This window comes from Limnohabitans planktonicus II-D5 (assembly GCF_001270065.2).
Lineage (GTDB): Bacteria > Pseudomonadota > Gammaproteobacteria > Burkholderiales > Burkholderiaceae_C > Limnohabitans_A > Limnohabitans_A planktonicus.
Genome location: NZ_LFYT02000004.1, coordinates 254383 through 276955, shown reverse-complemented (window position 1 = coordinate 276955; position 22573 = coordinate 254383). Strand labels below are relative to the sequence as shown.

At 60.8% G+C, this 22573-nt stretch carries 3 protein-coding genes; all 3 read right to left on the bottom strand.

The window, feature by feature from the left end:
- Positions 1-5: 5 nt before the first annotated feature.
- The 3 genes from H663_RS25650 to H663_RS25640 are packed head-to-tail and all read right to left on the bottom strand — an operon-like array spanning position 6 to position 22545.
- On the bottom strand, positions 6-13364 hold the full coding sequence (locus tag H663_RS25650; protein ID WP_053169468.1) for an Ig-like domain repeat protein: 13359 nt from the start codon (positions 13362-13364) through the stop codon (positions 6-8).
- Positions 13365-13400: 36 nt separating this feature from the next.
- The gene (locus H663_RS25645) at positions 13401-15542 is read right to left on the bottom strand and encodes a peptidase domain-containing ABC transporter (RefSeq protein WP_053169470.1); all 2142 of its coding nucleotides are present in this window, start codon (positions 15540-15542) and stop codon (positions 13401-13403) included.
- On the bottom strand, positions 15526-22545 hold the full coding sequence (locus H663_RS25640) for a calcium-binding protein (RefSeq protein WP_053169471.1): 7020 nt from the start codon (positions 22543-22545) through the stop codon (positions 15526-15528). The genes H663_RS25645 and H663_RS25640 overlap by 17 nt, the downstream gene beginning before the upstream one ends.
- Positions 22546-22573: the final 28 nt, after the last annotated feature.

Below are 22573 nucleotides of genomic sequence, written 5' to 3'. Positions count from 1 at the left end.
CGCCATCAGGCGTGTGTGACTTGCATGCGCCCTTCAGTCAACAAGCGTTGCAGCAGCTGCTCGGTGGTTTCGCCCGTGGAGGTCATGTAACTGTCCACGTTTTGCAGCGTGACCAGCAAACCCATGGCACCGCCACCGTCGCGGTCCACAAAGACCTGCAAGTCCTTGCCGGTATTGGTTTTGACCAAATCGATGTAGCCGCCTTGAATGAGCTTGGTAGCATCGCTTGAGGCTTGCCCCGTGGCACCCAGACTGCTGGCAAACAGGTCCGACATGTCCAGCACATCGGCATCTTTGCCCAAAGAGGTGTTGAAGTCGGTGATGACGTCCCCGGTGAGACCGCCCAGCCCCCCGGCACCGCCGACGCCTTGGTAAACGGTTTTGTAAACAAACCGGTCAGAACCCAGACCGCCTGTCAAGCGATCGGACCCCAGCCCCCCAATCAGCAAATCAGCGTTGGCCCCTCCCGTGATGGCGTCGTTGCCGCCACCACCCAAAATGGCCGCAGCCACCGTCCAGGAGCTGGCATCCAGGGTATCGTTGCTATCCGTTCCCACGCCCCAGGTTTTGTGCAGAAAACCGCGCCCTGTTTCATCGGCCAAGGTCCCCGTATAGTCGATGCGCAAGGACTCGGTCACCGCCGCGTTGAAGCCGAAATACAGGCCTTGCTTCACATTGACCGAATCGACCGACGTCAATCCAGGCAACGTTCCATTGGACCAGGCCTTGATCGAAAAATCCCCCACCACTGGCGCAGCCCCATACATGGCTGCAGAAAAATTCAGCTGAAAGGCACTGCCCATCAAAGTCACATCACTCGGATCAGGGTCACCCGAGCCACCCTTGACGAGCAAGCTGACCTCTTCACCATTGACGCTGCTTTGATAGCGCGTGTCGAAGTGAATGCCATTGCTCAAGAAGTTGCCAGCCACCCGGCTTGTGAAGCCATTCGTCAACAAGACATCCTGACCGCCCAAGACGACTTCCAGCGAATTGTTGTCAGACAATTGACCAACATCAGCCGCCGCTATGGTCAGCACTTGCTTGCCCGTAGCCCCTGATGCCAGTGCAGACTGCGTCAATTCAAGTCGTTCAATGCCCAACAAACGGTGATAGCCAGCTGCATTGACACGGGTGTTGTCTGCCGAAGTGCCCGAGTCGCCCCGGAAATTGGACACAAAATCCGACAAAGTCAGTCTGGAGCTGCCGCTGTAGGCATTCGACCAGGCCAAGGTGTCAAAGCCCTTGCCGCCATCAATGTGCCGGAACATGGCATCCTTGATTTCAATGCGGTCATCGCCCGCGCTGGTGTTGACATAGTCTGCGCCAGCCGTGATCACGAGGTCCTTGCCTGCACCCCAATCGGAAGCGTTGAGCTGCAAGAGATCATCCAGAATGGGCGTGGCATTCTGGCTGAGGGACAAGTCATAGGTCTGCGCCGTCCCGGTGGCCGCCACCAGGCGCCCCACGGTCTGGTACTTGGCGGCCAGATAAGTCGAGACCTCGCCTCGCATGGCTGCAGTCAAGTTTTGATTGAAAGCAATCTGGTCACCCATGACCCCGGTGACAAATTCTGCGCCACCCGAAGTCGTCCACCCTGAGGCTCCAACCGCCAACGTGCCCACGCTGCCAGGAGACGACTTCATCCCGGTTTGAACCATGGTGGTGTCCAAGGTTGTGCTCAGCACGCGGTTATTCACGGCAATGGAACCTGAAACGGTGTCATTGAAACCATTCATGACCATCCATGAACTGACTGTCGCAGCATTGGTGACCACGTTGACCCCTTTGCCTGCAAAATGTGACGACAAGGATGTGTTGACCCCCCCAAAATGATGGCGGAATGCATACACCGTGCCCGAGACACTGCTGTCGACCTCGCGTGTCATGGTGTAGCCCCATGCAGGGGGATAGCCCAGCAACTTGAGCATGGAAAAGTCCGAATAGCCGGTCACATCCAGCCTGGGGGCGGCCGTTTTCTGCGTTGTGTACAACGACGAGGCCCCGTTGAAATACAAAGCCACATGCCCCGAGGCATCTGTGAGCTTGGGGACAGAGCCCATGCGTGGCACCAGCGTAACCGTGCCATTGCTGGACTTCCAGCTCGTGACCTGGCTGCCATCCTTGAGGCTCATCAAGGTGTCCGGGTCAAACCACAAGGTATCGGCATAGACGGTTGACCAATGCTTTTGCTCTGCGGCCACATACACCGAGCGGTTCAATGAACTGGTGGTTTGCCCTGCACGCAGCAGATTGGCGCGCAGCACGTGCTCCCCATCTCCACCCCAGGTGCTGGATGACAAGTTGAAGGCCGCGCTGGTCTGACCATTGCTCAGAACTGTGGAGGTGCCCACCACCTCGCCATCCATGGTCAATTGGATGACATCGCCTGCCTGGGCACCCGTCAACTGAATGTTCACCGCCACACCGGCAGCCTTCTTGCTGGCATCGAGCACGTTGTTACTCGCCACGGTGTCAATCACCAGCGTGGGGTTGGGCGTGAACACATCCGCCCTGACGGTGGTGCTGAGGTTGGCCGTGTTGCCCGCCATGTCACGAACGGCACTCAGGTTCACGATCTGCCCGGCTTGCAAAGTCGTGCCTGTTCCCAGGGTCACCTGCCAAGTCGTGGCATAGGTGTTGGTATCGCCCACTTGCTTGATGCCGTCCACCGCCACCAGACCGCTTGCTTTCAGTCCTGCGGGCAAGGCGGCTGTGGTCAGATTCACAGCCTCTTTGAAGACCAGACTGACCTTGTCCCCGCTGTTAAACACCCCCAGCGTGCCCGTGTCGGATGCCACTGCCAATTGCACGGCGCTCTCCACCGCGAAATCCAGGGCAATCGGTTTGGGCGTGGAAAAGGCGCCTGTGGCTCCGGTGGTCGGGTTGACAATTTGTGCCACCAAAGACTTCTGCCCCGACACCGCACCCCACTCTGCCACGGTCAGGGACACCGATGTGCTGGTGGCATTGATGCTCATGTTCTGCCGCTTGACCTCGGTGCCGTCCAGATACACCACCAATTGTGTCCCCGCAGTGGCGGCTGCATGGCTGAATGCCACGGCCGTGGATTGGGTCAACTCGGTGGCATTGATGCGGTTGTCCGTGGCAATCGTCACCGGGGGTACGGGCGTGCCCGGAATCGTGAGACTGGGCACGGTGAATACGGCATTGGACACAGCGGTGTTGCCCACCACATCGGTCACCTGGGCTCTGGCCAAGGTGATGGTGTTGCCCGCCACCAAATTGGCCCCTGTACCCAGAAAAATCTTCAGGGTGGAGGTGTATTCAGCGCCATTGAGGGTTTGAGATTGAAAGGACTCAATGCGCGCGCCCGTGCCCCATGTGCGCCCGGAAGGCAAGGTGAAACTCGACAGGGCATTCAACGAACTGAAAAGCACAGGTTCAGAGAAGGTCAGCACCAGGCCATCGTTTTTGGCACCATCCAAATTCGCATCAAACAAGGTGACCGCACCCGAGACCGCAGGAGGAACACGATCGATCAGAAAACTCAAGGTGCTGGAGTCCGAAGTCTGACCGTTGATACTCTGCTGTGCCTTGACAAGAACAGTTGCCGCACCAGAAGGAGACAGGCTCTGGAGTTCTTGCGCTGTCAATGGCACAGACCAGGTCCCAGCTGTTGTCGCCGTCACCGTCTTCTCGGGCAAGAATTCGACATTGGTCACTGCATTGAAAAACCGGAGCTTGACCTGTGCGCCTGCCTGGGCCAAACCGCTCAGTGTTTGTGTGGTCGCGGCTTCTAGCGCATTGATCAGGTTATCCCCTGTCAGGTCAAACAAGGTCGGCGAAGACAGGGTCAGGGTCACGTTATAAGAGCCGGATGTCGCCGTCGACACGTTGCCCGCCTTGTCGGTCTGAATCACGGTATATGACACCGACCCGGAGCCCAAAATACGAAAATCCGAAGGCATGACGGTGACGGCAAACGTGCCATCGTCGCGTCCTGTGGTGGGAAAGCGCAGGCTGTCGCCCAAAGCGCCTTGCATGACCACCACCACCGCAGCGCCCGCTTCGACGCCCCTGCCCGTGAACACCTGCCCCGTGGGCAGACTGGCCTCTGCCGAAGTGATGCCATCAGCAAAAGTGGTCGCCACCACCACAGGCGGCAAGATGAGGGTGTCCAGCTCGACCGGGATGACATTGGAAGGCAAGGATTTGTTGCCCCCGGAATCCTCGATGTAGGTCGCGATGTTCAGTGACTGGGGGGCTGTGCCCGCTGATTGCATGATGAGCGCTTGAGGCACCAGCACGGTGATGGTTTGCGCCACCAAATCCGCCGTTTTCAAGATCACGCGATGCTCGGAGGGAAAGCCCGTTACCACCAAGGCATCACCCGCCTTGGCCCGCGTTCCTGCCAGGGACACGTTCACGCTCACCCCCAGGGTGGCATCGGCCAGATTGATCCAGCCGTCGCCCGCCTGGGGCAGGCTCAAGATGGTGGGTGCTGCGGGCACATCGCGGTCCAGCAACACACTGCGCACCGTCTGCGTGCTGTCGTTGCCTGCGGCATCGGTCTGGTAGACCACCAAGTCCCAGGAACCATCTTGCAGCAGGGCCAGGGCTTGCCCCAGGTCGCCCGCCTTGATGGACCAAGACGTGCCGCTGATGACAGGTGTCAACACGATGTCGCTGGCCAGGCCCGCCTGACGAAGCACCACATGCAGCGTGGCCCCTGCAACCACCCCTGAGCCCTTCACATCCAGCGCCGAAGAGACACCTGCACCCAAGGCCAGCAGTGCTTGCGCCTCTGCAAAGGACACCCGGTCGTCTGCCAGCACCGCGTCCACGGACAAGGCCGCAGGCGCGATGGTGTCCACCTTGACCTCCAGCGGCAAAGAATTGGACGAGACGTTGCCTGCGGCATCCACCAATTTGGCGGTGATGGCGATGTTGCCCTCCACATTGCCAATGGTGCTGGCAGGCACCGTGACCGAGGCAAACCCCTGCGTGATTTCGGCGTCAGACAAGACTTTCGGGCTGAGCTGCTGGCTGCCCCAAGACAGCTGCAAACGGTCCCCCGCCAAAGCCCCGGTGCCGGACAGATTGACCTTGACCACCACCTGGTTCTGGTTGGCCTCCACTTTGTTGATGTAGTCGCCCCCCAGGGAAGAAGCGGCCACGGCCCCATTCACGTCACCCGAAGGCGTCACCAAACCACCGATGCTGGGCGCACTGGGCGCCGAGGTGTCAACCCGCACCGTGTTGGACATGCCCTGGGCAATGGTGGAGCCTGCCGGATTGCCGGCGGCGTCCTGGACCACCGCACCGTTCCAGTCCACCGCCACCTGACCGGCAGAAGTCACCCATTCCACACCGCCCGAACTGTCGGTATCGCCAGGCTGAACGGTGTAGGTGAATACCGCCCGATTGCCGCCCGCCAGCTGGCTGGCAGTGGCGTTGTAATGGGCGTACACCGTTTGGCTCCCCAATAGCAGCCCCACTTTGGGCAAAGCGGCACCGTTCAGGGTCACGTTCACCGTCTCGGACAATTGCACCGTCACGGTGATGACATCCCCCTCTTTGGCGTTGCCATTGAGTCCATTGGCAGACAGCTGCGCCACATTGAGTTGTGGCAAGACCGTGTCGATGACAAAGGTGTCAAAAACCCGAGGCAAGGATTCATCCCCCGCCGCGTTGATCTGCACCGCCTGGATTTGCGTCACGCCTTGACCGATGCGGCTCAAATCCTCAGCCGTCAGGGTGACTGTCCAGCTGCCATTGTTGCTTACAGTCACGGCAGGAATGACATAAGACACACCGGCCACACGCACATCCAGACGCAACTGATGGCCCGATACACCCGAGCCGCTCACCACCAGTTGGTCGCCTGAGGTGATTTGATCCTGGGCATTGAAATAAATGTCGCTGCTGCTGACCCCGCTGACGCTGGTGATGGTGGGCACACTCACAGGTTCGGACACATAGGTGAAGGTCTTTTCCGTGGATGGCGAAACGTTGCCCGCTGCGTCAGATTGCAGCACGGTCACTTTCAGTGTGCCCTGCACCAGCTGCGCAAAATCGGCCGCGAGCACAGGCGCGGACCATACACCCTGGGGGTTGACCAAAATGCTGGTCCTGCTGACCAGGTGCCCAGCCCCATCGGTCAGCACCCAGCTGACCGAAGCCCCCGGCTCTCCTGTGCCGCTGACCCTCACCCCGGCCTGTGACTCGGCAAAGCTGACGCGGTTGTCGGCCGTCACCGCATCCACGGTGGGCGCTGCTGGCGGCAAGGTGTCGATCACAAAACGGCTGCTGGCCAAGCGGGAAGGGTTGCCTGTGCCGTCGGTCTGATAGGCCTGGACATCGACCGCGCCCTGGCCCAGTGTGGCCAGCTCAGAGGGCGTCAAGGACACCCACCAGTGGGGCTGACCATTGCGCTCAGAGGTGGTGGCAGTCTTCTCAAACTTGGTGGCATTCCCTACCAAAATCTTGACCGTGACGACCTGCTCCAAGGTGGCCGCACCTTCAATCAAGACGTTGGACAGGCTTTCTTGCTGGTTGACCTGTCCGTCTGCAGACACGGCCACAATCGTGGGTGCCTCTGGCAAGGCATCGACTGTGCCTTGCCAGACCAAAAATCGCGCACCCTCGTTACCCGCCCGGTCCACCGACCGCGCCTCCACGCGCAGGCTGCTGGCATCGCCCACCTGGGTGATGACCGACTCGGCCACGGTCACCGCCACAAAACCCTGGTTCACATCGGATTGCGTCAAGCGGGTGCGCACTTCGACACCCCCGCTTCCCGTGGCGCTACCCCAGTACAAGAGGACTTCATCGCCCGATTGCGCATCGCCCGCCAAGCCCACATGCACCACGGTGCCATCGGTGGCTTCGGTCAGGTTCCGGTTGTCGGGCATGACGATCAAACCACCGGCCAACTCGCCCCGGGCGTTTTGCGCCTGAGCAGCCTGGTCATGGGCAAGGGTCACTGGTTCCGGTAGGGTTTTATCGAACACAAAGCTGCCACTGCTCCAGGCGGACTTGACGCCGCCGCCATCGGTCAGTTGGGCGGCGACCTCAATCGTGCCTTCACCCAAGGTGCTCAGCTGGGTATGGCTGAGCAGCACCTTCCAGATGCCACCCACTGCGGTGCCCGAGAGGGTGATGGTGATCGGGGTCCCGCCCACCGTGCGGCTCAACACCACCGACACCGCCCCATCGGTCGATGTGGTGCCGGAAATCGAGAGACTACCCGGCGTGGTTTGGTCTGCGGTGAATTCGGCCAGGTTCACATACCCGTCGACCATCACGGTATCCATTTGCGGCGCCAAAGGCGGCGCATCCACCGCCACTTGCGACACCAGCGTAGACATTTCACCCACATTGCCCGCCAGGTCGGTGACCCGCACACGCACATCGACCGCCCCATCGCCCTGGCGGGCAATGGTGTTGCCGGGCACCGTGATGACCATCAGCCGGGCATCATTGCCGGAGAAGGCCGCCAGTTGCGCGGCTGTGAGCACATGCACCACCTGCTGATCGCCCCAGAACAACTGCAGGATGTCACCTGCACGGGCATTGGCAGGCAAGGGCACCGCCACTTTGACGCCTGCGGCGGCCTCTTCAGGGGTGACGCCCGAAGCGAGTTCGTGACTGGCGTTATAGTCATTGGCGGCGCTTTGATCGCTGGGCAGCGCAGCATTGGGGATCTCGGTGTCGATGATGAACTGCTGCGCAGCAGCCACAGAGCTGATGGCTGAAGCACTCAAACCATTGCGCTGAATCGCCTGGACCTGAACAGCGCCTTGACCCAAGGTCTGCACGTCCGAAAAACCCAGACTGACTTGCCAGGTGTTGTCTTGCCCCACCTGCACCACACGGGTGATGTTGCCTGCTGTCCCGGTCAGGCTCAGGGTGACAAAGTTGCCCGCCACACCCGTGCCGGAGACAACAGCGCCATTGGCCGCTTCCACGGCATTGATGAAGCCATCGCCACTCGTCTGATTCAGGGTGGGCGCAGGCACAGCGGCTTCAAGCTCAAAGCTGTGTTCCACCACGGTGTTGACGGCGGTGGATCGGTCGCTCGCCGGGTCCACCGCCCAGGCCTGAACCTGCACAGTGCCGCTGCCCAAAATCCCGCGCATCTGCTGACTTGTGAGCGTGGCTTGCCATTGGCCCTGGGCATCGACCAACGCCAAGGCTTGCAGTTTCACGCTTCCCAAACTGCCTTGCAAACTCAAAGACACCTGCGTGCCAATGGGGCCGGTGCCCGAGATCACCAGCTGACTGCCTTGCTCGGCAAAGCTCACCACATCGTCCGTGCTCAGCGGGTTGACGCGCACCGACCCTGCAATCGGGCTGCGGTCCACCGTCAGTGCGCCCAAGGTGGCCGTTGAGACATTGCCGGCCTGATCAACTTCCGACACCGACACGACCCAATTGCCATCGCCCAAAGTTTCAAAGGCTTCGCTGTTCAGGCTCAATTGCCAGCGGCCGCCACTGCCCACCACCGCCGTGCGGGGGGCCAAAGACTGCGCACCCAGAGTGCACACCACCATGACCGTGGCACCAGGCTCGCCTGAGCCGGTCAGCTGCACGCCTTGGTCAGCCTCGACAGCATTAACTCTGTTGTTGCCGCTGATGGTGTCCAGCACAGGCGCATCCACCAGGGTGTCAATTTTGAATGTGCGGCTGACCGACTCGGACACATTGCCTGCCGCATCGGTCTGGCGGGCACTCACGGCCACCGTTCCTTCACCCAATTGGGTGCGCAACACGGTGGAAGTCAAAGGCAAAGACCAATAGCCGTTGGCATCAGCCTGCACGGATGTGCCATAGCTGCCTGAAGACCCCAAGAGTGTGACCGATACCCAAGCCAAGGCTTCAGCGCCACCGCTCACGGTCACCGACCCATCGCTGATTTCCTGGGCGTTGACCCAGTCATTGGTGGACACGCTGTTGAGCGTAGGTGCCAAGATGGTGGTGTCCAGAGAAATGGCCACCGACTGGGCCGCACTGGTGTTGCCCGCCAGGTCTGTTTGCGTGAGCGACAACTGCAAGGGGCCATCGCCCACTTCGGCCCATTGTCCGAGCGAGATGCGACTTGACCACTGCCCCGCACTGTTGGCCAAGACAGTAAAGGGCTGTCCTGCAACCCCTGTGCGCGTGTTGAACAGGCTGACTTTCAGCTCGGCATGGGCCTCGGCAGTTCCACTGACCAGGACACCCGCATCGCGCTCGGCAGCGTTGACCTTGTCGTCGTAGATCGTCACGCGGGGCTGTGCAGGCACGCCGGTGTCCACCACCACCAGCAACTCGCTTTGAAAAGTAGGTTGTTCCAGGCCTTGAAAAGTGGCAAAACTCTGCAGCCGATGGAGGCCCTCGGTCAATGCGAGGATGGCCAGACCCTGGCCTGAACTGTCCAGCTGCACACGGGCCAAACGCTCGTCGTTGTCAAACTGTGAGTTGCCATTGGTGTCTTCATAAATGACCACATTGCTGCCCGCAGCACCTGACAGCTGCACCCGAAAATCTTCTGTCTTCTGGGTGTAATAAGTGCCACTCATGATGCGGCCATAGTCGTCGACCAAGGGAACCAGGCCCGGGGGGCGCTCGGAAAAACTGACCGCCAGGCCACTGAGCACCTGCAAGGGTTGAACCTGACTGCCCGTCCAGGGGCCGAAGTTGCCCGCCGAATCTTCAAACACGGCGCTCACACTCAAAGCGACGTTGTCCCCAGCCGCCACAATGGTTTCGGCGGACACCGCCACTTGCGCCACACCGGCCGCCAAATCGTCGGACGTGACCTGGTAACGCAACACCTGGTTGCCCCAGGTCAAGACCACCACACCGTCTGCCCCCAAATTGGCAGGCAAGGCCACGGCCACTGAGGTGCCATCTGCCAGCTCTTGCCATTGGAGACCGCCTTCGAGCTCGCTTTGGGCATTCAAGTCCTGCGCAGTTTGGACACTGCCCGAAGCAGGGGCATCGGGTGGCACGGTGTCCACATCAAAGTCGCGCGTTTGCACCACAGAGAGGTTGCCCGCTGCATCGGTCTGCGTGACCTCGACACGCACCGTGCCTTGTCCCAGCTGGTCAATCAGTGCCGCGCTCAGGGTCACCGACCAATTGCCTTGTGCATCGACCCTGCCCGTGGCAGTGGACAAGACCTGGTTGCCCGTGCCCTTGAACACGAGTGCAAGATCGGCCATGGCTTCGCCCTTGCCGCTGATGTTGACGCCACTGCTTTGTTTGGCCAGATTGATCACGTCGTTGTCAGACACCTTGAGATCGGTGACCGGGTTGACCTGGGTGTCCACCGTCACAGTCAAGGCCTGACTGGCACCACTTTCTTTGCCAGAGCTGTCTTTGGCGATGGCTCGCAGCTTGAAACTGCCATCCACCAAAAAGGTATGGCTCACGCTGAAAAGACCTTGGCCATCGGCCGTGGTGCTGCCCAGCGTCTCGCCAGCGTCCATCACCCCGTTGTTGTTGACATCATTGAACACATCAATGGCATCGCCCGCCCCGCTGCGCCCCGTCACCGTGAGCGCCTGGGTTTGGGTCACATGGTCTGTGGGGCTGCGGCCGGTGTCCAGGCCTGCGGCCAGGGCCAGTGCATAAGGGGCTGGCAAATCCGCCGTGTCGACGGTGAACTGCAGCGAGCCTGTCCCGGTGCCCACGTTGCCCGCCAGATCGGTTTGGCTCACGGTCAGGGTCACCTCGCCAGCACCCAAAGCCGTCATCAATTCGGGCGTCAGGGTGTATTGCCAGTTGCCCGCGGTGTCGGCACGCACGGTGACCGGGTTAAAACCCCGGCTCCAGGTGAGCGACACATCGGCCGATGCTTCTGCGGTGCCGCTGATGGTTTGGTTTGTTTGGCTTTCAGCCGGGATGATGATGTTGTCAAAGGCCACTGCATTGACCTGTGGCGAACCCGGTGCTTGCGTGTCGATGGTCAGCATCAAGCGGGGCAAAGTTTGAGACACCTGACCTGTCGCAGGGTCCACATTGGAATAACTGCCCGTCTGCGGGTCCCAGCCCAAGGCCAGAATGTGTTGCACCCCCTCGCTCAGCGCTGAGCTGGGCGTCCACAACACCTGCCCTGAGGCATCGGTTTGCAACTCGGCCAAGACCGCATCACCGGCTTGCAAAATGCCGTCGGTGTTGGCATCTCGCAGCAAACGCACCCAGCTGTTAGGGGCCGCGGACACCTTGATTTGCGGCGCGGCTATGGAGGTCACGCCATCCGTGGCGTCGCGCCCGGTGTCCTGGTTGTCGGCCAGCGCGATGGTACTCACGGGAGTCACAGCGGTGGTCCGAATGGGCACGCTGTGAGTAAGCGCTGTCGCCACATTGCCTGCGGCGTCCGTATGGGCCACGCCGACCAGCACCTGCCCTGTGCTGAATGCCGCCCACTGCGCTTTGCTCACCGTGACCGACCAGCGGCCTGCGGCATCCACCTGCACAGGATCGAGGGTGGCGCTGACGCTGCCTTGAGACAAGCTCAGCACCACCGACCCTTTGGCTTCGCCCGTGCCGGACAACACAATGCCCGTAGTGGCTACAAACTCCTGATACCCGATCTTGTCATCGGCTGTGACTGCATTCAGGGTCAGCACAGGGGCTTGCCTGTCCAACTCCAGCGACACCGTGGTGGTGGTGGTCGAGAGGTTGCCGTAAATGTCCACACTTTGCAGCACCCATTGGTAGGAACCGTCTTCGGGCAACGCCGGCAGCTGGGTGCTGTATTGGCCGTTGGCATCCACGCTCACTTCAAACAGGTCGGCACTTTCATTGCCGTCAATCACCCCGTTGCGGTTGTCGTCCGGGACCCAGCGCACTTTGCCGCCTGCCGGGCCTGTGCCTGTGAAGCCCGGGGTGCTGTCGTTCGTCTGCAGGTCACTGGTGCCGGTTTTGACCATCACCGCCGTGGGCGCAGCGGGGGGGATGATGCGCACGGCAAATTCCGCCAAGCTGGCCTGCCCCACATTGCCCGCAACGTCCTGACTGCGGGCACTCAAGGTGGCAGAGCCTGTTTGCAGCCTGGCCCAGTCGGCCTGACTCAGGGTGTAAGTCCAGTCGCCTTGTGCATTGGCCTGGGTTTGAAATGTCCAGACATTTGTGCCTTGTGTGAGCGTGAGCGTCACCGCAAGATTCGGCTCTGCCCTGCCGCTGAACGGGGTGCCAGCGGCGGCATCGGCCGCAGAGATCTGCTGGTCATCCAACGCCGCCGGTCTGTTCAGGCTCAGCATGGGGGGAGAAGTGTCCAGCGTCAGCGCCACCGTGGTGGTGGTGGCCGAGACGTTGCCGTAGGTGTCCACGCTTTGCAGCAACCATTGGTAGGTGCCATCCGCAGGCAAGTTGGCCAAAGTGGTGCTGTACCGGCCGTTGGCCCCAACGCCCACCTCAAACACACTTTCAAGGGCGTCGACCTGGCCGTCTTTGTTGGCATCGAGCACCCAGCGCACCTTGCCCCCCGCAGGGCCTGTGCCGGTGAAGCCTGGCGTGCTGTCATTGGTTTGCACGGCGCTGGTGCCGGTTTTTTCCATCACCGCCGTGGGCGCGGCAGGCGGTGTCAAATGCACCTCAAAGCCGGGCAAAGTGGCCGATGTCGCATTGCCTACCCCATCCTGGGTGCGGGCGCTCAGGGTCGCCGGGCCATCTTGCAAACGGACCCAATCGGCAGAGCTCAGGCTCAAGGCCCAGGCACCTTGCCCATTCGCGGAGGTCTGAAAGGTCCACACTTGCGCGCCTTGTTGCAGCGTCACCGTGACACTCAGATTCGGCTCTGTTTGACCCCGCAGATCGATGCCTGCCGAGGCATCATTCAGATTGACCGTTCCATCTTTCAGCTGTGGCGGCGCGATCATGGTCAAGGAAGGCGCGCTCAAGTCAATCAAGTCCCGCGCCGTGGTATCGAGCAAATCAGAAAATTTGAGCAGCGCTTCTGGCTGTGCCACAGGCTGGTAAACGCCCGCCAGCACATTGCTGCCGGCATCCACAGCACCGAGCAGATCGCCCCAAAGCGCATCCTGGGTCAGCCCGTCGCGGGCCAGCAACTGCAACCACAAGACATCGCCATGACCTTCTTCGACCTCTTGCGCAGAGGGGCCGAGGGCCGACTGTTTATCGAGCACCGTGGGGGGCACCGTCGTCTGAGCCGTCACGCGCAGTACCGTGCCGCCAGAAGCATTGGCCTCAGTCACCTCCACCACCGCATCCCGCCCCGCCTCGTAAAAACCCGTCAAGCGCAGCAACTGCACCGAGCCGTCCACCTGCTGCACCCAAACCAGCAGATCATCGCCTGCCCGCTCTAGGCGCAGCACGTCTTGCAAAGCCAGCACTTGACCGCGTTCAATGGCTTGGGTGATGTGGGGCACACGCAGGGTGACGGTATTCATTGAAAAACTCCCAATTATTGATATCTGGCCCTGGCGTCAAGCGCCGGGCACCGGGTCCACTTTGACCAATTCACGCGTGGCCCCATCGGCCACCACGCGGCCACGGTCCAGCGCCACCACGCGGGGGCACAGGGCCAGGGCACGCGCACTGTGGGTGACCAAAATCAAGGTCGTGCCCTTGAGTTGCGCCAGGCGCTGCACCAGCAATTTCTCGGATTCAGGGTCCAGGCCATTGGTCGGTTCGTCCAGGATCAACACTTTCGCGTCCACAGCCAAGGCTCGCGCCAGCGCCACCTTTTGGCGCTGTCCACCGGACAGGTTGCTGCCGTACTCTTCCACCGCCTGGCTCAGGCTCAAGCTGCCATTGCCCAGATCGACATCCAGTCCCGACAGGTACAAGCCGCGCTTCAAGGCCTGCAGGCGCTGCTCGGGGCTGGCAGCCAAGGCCAGACCGGCCAGGATGTTGCTCTCGACCGTACCCGCCACCAAGGTGGCTTCTTGTGGTTTGAAGCTCAGCCAGTTGGCGCGGCTGTGCAGCGGGTAAGCCGCCAGTGCCACATCGTCCACCCGCACCTCACCTGCCGTCGGATCAATGGCACGGGCCAGGACTCTGGCCAAGGTGGACTTGCCCGAGCCCGGACGGCCCAGCAATGCCACGCGTTCGGCAGCACCGATGTGCAGCGTGATGTCCTTGAGCGCTTGGGCTTGCCCGCCATAACCATGGCCGACCTGCAAGAGCTTGATGTCCCCCTCGACCGCCCGCGCAGGCGCGTCGGCCACGGGATCGGCATCGGGCGATGGCGCGTGCAAAAACGGATTGAGCGCAGCCAGGGCATCTTGCAGCTCGCGCCAACGCCCCAGCGTCAGCAGGGCCTGCCCCACGGAAGCCAAGGTGCGCCCGGCCAGCATACCCACCGCCACCATGGCACCCTGGGTGATGTACTGGTCAAACACCAAATACGCCCCCAACACCAGCAAGCTCACCGAGCAGCCAATGTAGACCGCCTGGCTCAGCAGCATCTGGCGCGTCATCTCGTGACGCTGCAAGGCCTGAAAGTCGGCGTGGTCTTGCGACAGGCTGGCAAAGCGGGCCTGAAAGCGCTGACCCACATGGCTGGTGCGCAAAGCGTCCATGGAGGACAGGGCATCAGCCAGCAAAGCGAATTTGCCGGTTTGCAACTGGCTGGCATGGCTGCCAATGTGTTTGGATCGGTTCTTGATCCAAGTGCCCCAGACCACATAAACGGCCGTCCAGACCATGAGCATCAAAAGCAGTGGCCAGGCGATCCAGCCAATCACCGCCCACAGGATGAAGATGAAGGGCACATCGGCCAGGGCCAGCAAATAGTGGGCCGAGAAAAAATCGCGTGCACTGTACAAATCGCGGTAAAGCGAAACAAAGCGTGCCGTCATGCCCGGCTGACTGCCCGCACGGCCGCTGGGCTGAAGCAGGGACTGGAACAGCACCGCATCCACACGCTGGTCGAGCACCTGGGCCAGGCGCTCGACCTGGCGGGCACGCAGCCAGCGCAGCATCACCTCCAGCGCCAATGCCAACAACACGCCGATGGCCAAGGCCCACAGGGTTTCAAAAATGCCGTTGTGCATGACCTTGTCATACACCAGCATGGAAAACAGCGGCAAGCTGATCACGCCCAGATTGATCAGCATGCTCGACAGCACGAGACCTTGCAGACGACCCTGCAGAATCTGGGCTACCCATTGCCAATAGCTGCGGTGGCCGTCGCGCTGGTGTGGCAAGCCCACCGACTGGATCAGATAGGCCGGGCCAGACCTGTCCGCCATGGCCGCAACCGACGGCACAGCGTTCAGCGGATCATGGGCCTGCCCCGCCGCGTCCACCCGGCATGCAGTCCACTGCCCGGAGGCCAGGGGCCACAGCCAAAAACCTTCCACAAGCCCATCAGCAGGCAGGCCTTGCGGCAGCACACGCAACTGCAAGCCAGACTCGGCCAAGCTTTGGCGCAAGGCGGTCCAGCTCATGCCCTCTTGCGCGGTGCCTTGCTCCAGCCAGTCTTGCAGCAGCTCTGCCCAGCGCGATGCAGGAGATGCGCCCTGACGCTTCGCTTCTTGCTCAAGCCAACGGCAAGCGTGCTGGGCCGTGAATGTGGCGGTCATGGACAAGCGGCGGTGAAGGTTTTCAGGTGCCACTGACATACACAATGTTCACAGAAGCGGAGAAACCACCACCCGTCAAGGTGAAATTGCCTGCGCCCTGAGCCAGTGAGTTACTCGTCCCCGCGCTGTAGGTATCTCCGCTGTCCAAAATCAGGGTCAACCTCAACGCGCTGCTTCCCGGGTCCACCAAAGCCTGGATGCCCTGAGCAGTCAAAATCAGGTTTTGGCTGCCATTGCCACTGAGGTCCAGTTTTTCAAACCCCACAAATTTGCTGTCCACAATGGTGGACGTGTCCAGCGTCCAACTGCTGCCAAGGGCCAGCAGCTTCAGGGTGTCAGTGCCTGAGCCTGCGTCCATCACAAAGCTGTCACCGGTGGTGTTCTCCAAGACAAAGGTGTCATCACCAGCACCCCCCAAGCCCCGGTCGGAAGTCAAGGTCTTACCCGAAAAATTCAACCAGTCATCACCATCACCGCCACTCATCGTGTCCAAGCCCGTACCCGCCAACAAGTTGTCGTTGCCAGCGTTGCCTGTCAGGCTGTCATTCCCTGCACCACCATCAAGCCGGTCTGCGGCAGCGCCGCCCATCAAGGTGTCGTTGCCAGCGCGTCCATCAAAGCGCATGGACGTGGTACCCGCCGTCATGGCATCGCCTAAATCGCTGCCCACAATGTGTTGAATATTGAGCAGGAGATCACCTTCCGCAAAACCACCCAGTTCGGCAGTGCCGTCCAACAAATTGATGGTGACCGCCGTGGATGCGCTGTAGTCCGCAGTATTGGTGCCCGCATTGCCTTCCAGAATATCGGCCCCCAGACTGCCATACAGCGTGTCATCGCCCGCGCCACCTTGCAAAAATTCGAAGGTGGAACGGCCATACAAGCTGTCGGCAAAGCGGGTTCCGATCACGCCTTCGATGTCTGCGGCAAAAGTGTCGCCAGCTGCATCAAAGGTCGCACCAACGACGCTGTCCATGCGAATGGTCAAACCCTGCGTCAAGCCAGCGCGTTCATAGTTGACAAAATCTGCACCATCCCCGCCCACATAGCTGTCAGCGCCCCCGGCCCCGGTCAAGATGTCGTTGCCTGCACCGCCGATCAAGGTGTCAGCTGCGCTGCCGCCGACCAACCATTCAATGCTTTGCAAACTGGTGCTGATGTCAGTGCCTGTCACCGTGCCGTTGGCCAAACTCATGTTCAGGGCTGTGGTCACGCTGGAGAAATCTGCCGTGTCGTTGCCTGCGCCACCGATCAAGGTGTCCAGCCCCAACGTGCCCTTGAACACATCATCGCCTGCGCCACCGCTCAGCACGTTGTTTTTAGCATCCCCTTCCAGCACATCGGCCAGCGTTGTGCCCGTCAAATTCTGGATGTTGGTGTAGGTTTTGTTGACGGCCCAGCCGGTCAGCGTGATGCCAGGCGACGACATCAAAGAAGCCGAAACACCCGCGCTGGTGGAGGCCTCAAAACTGACCGTGTTGCTGCCAGACAGCGTGTCAGCCCCCCCGTCAATGGCCATGGGCGCGCCGCCTGCCCAGAAAGTGTCGTCTTTGGCGGTGCCAATGACTTTTTGGAGGTTGGAAAACACATCGCCCTTGGCCCACAGCGTGCCCTGACCTTGACCCAGCACCATGTTCGTCAGGTCGATCACCAAACCCGTGGCGCCGTCGTAGTTGGCATAAGTGACCACATCCACCGATGGAACCGTGGTGTCCGACACGCCGCCGTCCATCAAATCAGCGCCGTCGCCGCCCATGAGGGTGTCGTTGCCTGCCCCCCCCAGCATGTTGTCACGGCCCTCGCCGCCATCGAGCACATCGTTGCCAGAACCACCGTCAAGGGTGTTGTCCTGCGCATTGCCCGTGAGCTGATCGTTGAGTGCAGACCCCACCAAGCCCGAGATGGACTGGTACACATCCCCCTGTGCATCACCCGTATTGGATGAGGGCATGATCAAGGAAGCCGTCACACCCACAGTCGCCGTCTCATAACTGACCACGTTCAAGGTGTCCGAGCCGTCAGTGGCTGCGCCCCCGATCAAGGCGTCCGCTCCGGCACCACCGATCAGGGTGTCAAGGCCCGCGCCCCCGATCAGCGAATCGTTGCCATCACCCCCATTGAGCAAATCATTGCCCGCATCGCCTTGCAAGGTGTCTGCCCCCCCCAATCCCATCAAGCTGTCGTTGCCGGTGCCCCCACTGAGCCAGTTGTCTGCCGCGCTGCCGGTCAAGCTGTCGTTGCCGGTGCCGCCCACCAAATTCTGGATGTTTTTGATCAGGTCCACTTCTGCGCTGGCCCCTGTGGCCAGGGTGACGCTGACAAAGCCGTTGCCATCGACCACGTCCAAATTCACCAACAAAGCGCTGGTTCTCTCTGCATAGTTCACGGTGTTGATGCCGTCACCACCGTCGAGCGTGTCATTGCCAGCGCGCCCGATCAGTGTGTCATTGCCAACCCCACCTTCGAGCTTGTTGGCTTGTGCGTCGCCTGCAAGCACATCATGGCCTTTGGTGCCGATGATGTTTTCGATGCTGTCGTAGCTGTCGCCCTTGGACATGCCGCCTTCCCAGCTGCCGCCGCCCACGCCACGTCCACCTGCCACAGTCACGGAGGCACTGGTTTGGTTGTCACGCGCCAAATCCACGTCTGCACCCGAGCCGTCGCCTGAGATTTCAGAGGCGCTGTAGTCCACGGTGTCGGTCACGCGGGTGGCCCCTGTGTCCCCACCTCGAATCCAGGTGCTGGCCGTTGACGCCAAAAATGTGTCACTCCATTGACTGCCCACGAAGACCTCGACGGACGCAAACGCATCACCCACAGCATCAGTCGAGCCACTGGTGGCGCGCTCAGTTCTGGCCATGTCAATGGTCACGGCTTGGTCTGAATTCTGATAACTGACCGTGTCTGTGCCATCGCCTCCGTTGAGCAGGTCGCTGCCCGCCCCGCCCACCAAGAAGTCGTTGCCGCTGCCGCCTTGCAAGATGTCGGAGCCTGCCATGCCATACAGGCTATCGTCACCGGTGCCGCCTGTCAGTTGGTTGTCTTTGAGGTCACCTTCGAGCCAGTCATTGCCGGTGCCGCCCACCAGGTTTTCAATGCCTGAAAACGTCTCGGTACTGCCTTGCTGACCTGCGGTGGCGTTGTTGGTGCCGCCCGTGAACAGACTCACCCGCACAGGCGTATTGATGCCCTCATAGGAGACGACATCCACGCCGCTGTCGGCCTCGGCGCTGCCACCAAAATACTGGTTCACCCCGTTGCCGGTGTTGCGCATGACGTCATCGCCTTCGCCGCCATAAAACACATCGCTGCCGCCACCGCCCACCAAGGTGTCACTGCCTGAAAGGCCTGAGATGACGTTGTTGGCCCCATTGCCTTCGAGCTTGTCTTCAAAGTTGGTGCCGACCAGGTTTTCGATGTTGATGAAGGTGTCGCCTTCGGCATCGCCAGCCGTGCCACCTGTTAAAAGGCTGACTTCGACCTTGGCTGTCGCAAAGGCATAGGTGGCCGTGTCTGTGCCATCACCGCCGTCCAGCGCGTCCTGGCCCGCGCCGCCATTGAGCGTGTCGCTGCCCTCGCCACCGGCCAGGGCGTTGTTGCCCGTGTCGCCCGTCAACTCGTCGTTGTATCGGCTGCCCACCACGCGCTCGATCGACTGCAGGCTGTCACCCGCAGCCGCACCCGCATTGTTTTCCTGATAAGCCAGATTGATCACCACCTTGTCCAGGGCATCGGTGTAATCGGCTGTGTCACTGCCATCGCCACCGTGGTAGTGGTCTCCACCGCCACGGCCCACCAAAACGTCGTCCCCGCCGCTACCAGACAACACGTTCGACCCGGCATTGCCTTCCAAGGTGTCAGCAAGGGCAGAGCCCGTCAGGTTTTCTATGCTGAGCAGGACATCGCCCTGTGCATCACCGGTGTTGGCGCTCGGTTGCGTCAAACTGGCTTTGACCCCCGATATGGCACCTTTATAAGCGGCTGTATCAGTGCCCTCGCCACCGCTCAAAGTGTCTGCCCCCGCACCACCCGTCAGGATGTCATTGCCCCCACCGCCGTAGAGTTTGTTGACCAGCTCATTGCCCGTCAGTTGGTCATCGAATTGAGAGCCAATGACCCCTTCAATGCTGGTCAATGTGTCGCCTTGGCCATCATCACCTGCATTCAAACTGGCCTCTGCCAGGTTGACGGTGACTGAGCCCAGTGCGGTTTGGTAAGAGGCAATGTCCAAACCATCGCCGCCGGACAAGAGGTCAGCGCCCACGCCACCAATGAGCGTGTCATCGCCTGCGTCGCCCATCAACTGGTCTTTGCCGTCCCCGCCTTCCAACAGGTCATGGCCAGAGCCGCCCACCAAGGCATCGTCTCCGACACCGCCTTGCAGCACATCGTCGCCGTTCCCGCCGTCCAGGCTGTCCTGACCGACCAGACCCATCAGGGTGTCGTTTCCTGCGCCACCCGTTAGGCGGTTGGCCTGTGTGTCGCCTGTCAGTTGATCATTGAACTGTCCGCCCAGCAAGTGTGCAATCCCGATCAAGACGTTGCCTGCTGCAGCGCCTGCATTCTGGTTTGAATCGCTCAGGGAAACCAGGGCGTTAACAGCAGCGGTTTCATACGAGACCGTGTTTTCCTCTGTGGGCAGCACATCCAGCCCATCACGCGCAAGCCCTCCCACAAGGGTGTCCAGCCCACCGCCACCCGCCAGGGTGTCGTTGCCTTGGCCACCCAAAATCAGGTTGTTTTGTGCATCACCCAACAATTGGTCATGAAAATTTGAACCCACCACGTTTTGAATACGGGTGTAGCTGTCGCCCAAGGCATCGCCTGCCTGACCTGTTCCCAAAGCCAAATTGACGATGACCGCTTCTTGCGCCAGTGCAAACGACACGGTGTTGTTGCCCGCCCCGGCGTCCATCACGTCAGCACCCGCACCGCCGATCAGCAGGTCGTGGCCTGCGCCAGACATCAAGGTGTCATCACCCAAGCCGCCCAGCAGCGTGTTCTGGCCATCACCGGCATTGAGCAGGTCATGGCCTTCGCCGCCTTCGAGCAGGTCGTTGCCGCTGCCAGCTTTCAAGCTGTCCTGACCCAGCCCCCCCAACAACGAGTTGTCCCCCAGTCCGGCGTTGAGCAAGTCATTGCCCTCACCGCCGTCCAATGTGTCGTTGCCGCTGCCAGCGTTCAAAGTGTCATCACCCAAGCCGCCTTGCAAGCTGTTCTGGCCGTCACCGGCATTGAGCACGTCATTGCCCTCGCCGCCGTCCAGCGTGTCTTTGCCGCTGTCAGCGTTCAAGGTGTCATGGCCCAGGCCGCCCGTCAGCGAGTTGTCGCCCAGACCTGCATTGAGCAGGTCGTTACCGCTGCCCCCCTCCAGCGTGTCATTGGCAGCGCCACTGTTCAGGGTGTCATCACCTGCACCGCCATGGAGCAAATTGATGCCTTCGCCCGCGTTGAGCAGGTCGTTGCCGTCGCCGCCGTCCTGCGTGTCAGAGCCTGCGCCGCTGTTCAGGGTGTCATCACCTGAACCGCCTTTGAGCACATTGATGCCTTCGCCTGCATTGAGCAGGTCATTGCCAACGCCGCCATCGAGCAGGTCGTTGCCAACGCCACCGTAGAGGCTGTCGTTACCGACATCGCCAAACAAGCTGTCATGGCCTAGACCGCCTTCGATGAAGTCATTGCCACCTTGGCCATTGACGACGTCGTTGCCCATCCAGGCCTGGATCTTGTCGTCGGTGTCTCTTCCCGTGATGTTGTAGTTGAAGCCATTCGCGGGCAGTTGAAGAATGGGGTTGCCATTGTCGTCCAGCTCATAAACCTGGTTGACCTCGTTGATGCTTCGGTATTGAAAGGTCAGGGTCTGATCAACCCCACTGATGATTGCGCCAGTGGCATCCAGGTATTGCACCAGCATCTGGAATTTGTGGGGGGTCACGTCCCCGTCGGCCAGTTTCCAGGTCACGGGCAATTGCATCTTGTTGTCGGCCACCGGCACGGATACCGTCACTGTGGTGGCCTTGTTGATGCTCTGGCCATTGAGCGTGAATCCCAGGCTGTCAGGCAAATCTGTCGCAGTTTCTGACCCAAAGGTGCTGAGTTGAACCTTCATGCGGGTGGCGTTGGTGGGCGCATCCAGATTCAACAAAGCAAAGGCCCTGTCCGGATTGGTGCTGGCTTCAGGCGGCGCCACCGAATTGGCGTTGGCTTGCACTTTCACCGCCAACTGCTGCGTGCCCACCATCTTGTCGAAGGTGGTGCTTGCAAAGGTTTTGGTGCTGTCCACCAATTCAACACCGCTGACTTTGGGGTCCACGGCCCCCGTCAGACTGGGGGTTTTCAAAGCCGTCAGGTTGGAGGTGTTTTGGTTGTTGCTGGTGAACTCGGTGCCGGGAGAGGAAGCGGGGCGCAGCACCACAGGCTCGGCCAGGCTGTCCGATATTTTCAGGGGGGTGATGCGCTGCTCAGCCACCGGTGCGTCGGACAACTTGGCGTTTTGCAAGGACTGCAGCAACTGGGTCACTTCTTCGACCGCTGGCCCCTTTTGCGCGTCATCATCGCCCTTGCCCAAGTTCAGGCCCTGTCCGCCCCGTGGCTCGTTGTTGACCAGGGTCAACTCGGTGGAGCTGATCCGAAAACTGGCGGCCTCTGAGGGTTTCATGACCCCCACTTGAGAAAGAAATTCAGAGACCGGAATTTGCGAACCATTGCTGAAAGTGACTTTTTGGACGGCGTTGGTGGCCGCCAAAAAAGCCCCTTCACGCAGCAAGATGCCGTCACCGTTGTCCAGCAGCAGCAGCATGTCCAGATCCAGCACCTGCACGGATTTCACCTGACTGCTCGTGACAGGCACCGCGAAGCTGCTGGTGCCGTCCACTTCTTTGCTCTCCACCACCTTCACATTGCGCGGCCCCTGCAGGACGCTCACCGCTGTGGACACTGGCGCATCGCTGACCACAGCGCCATCCCTCACGGGGCCGGGCGTGCTCGCTTGTGCCAAAAGTATCGGCAACATGGGGGCGTTGGGTGTCAGTGGGGTGTCCATTTGTTTTTCCCTGAGAGTCAAATATCAA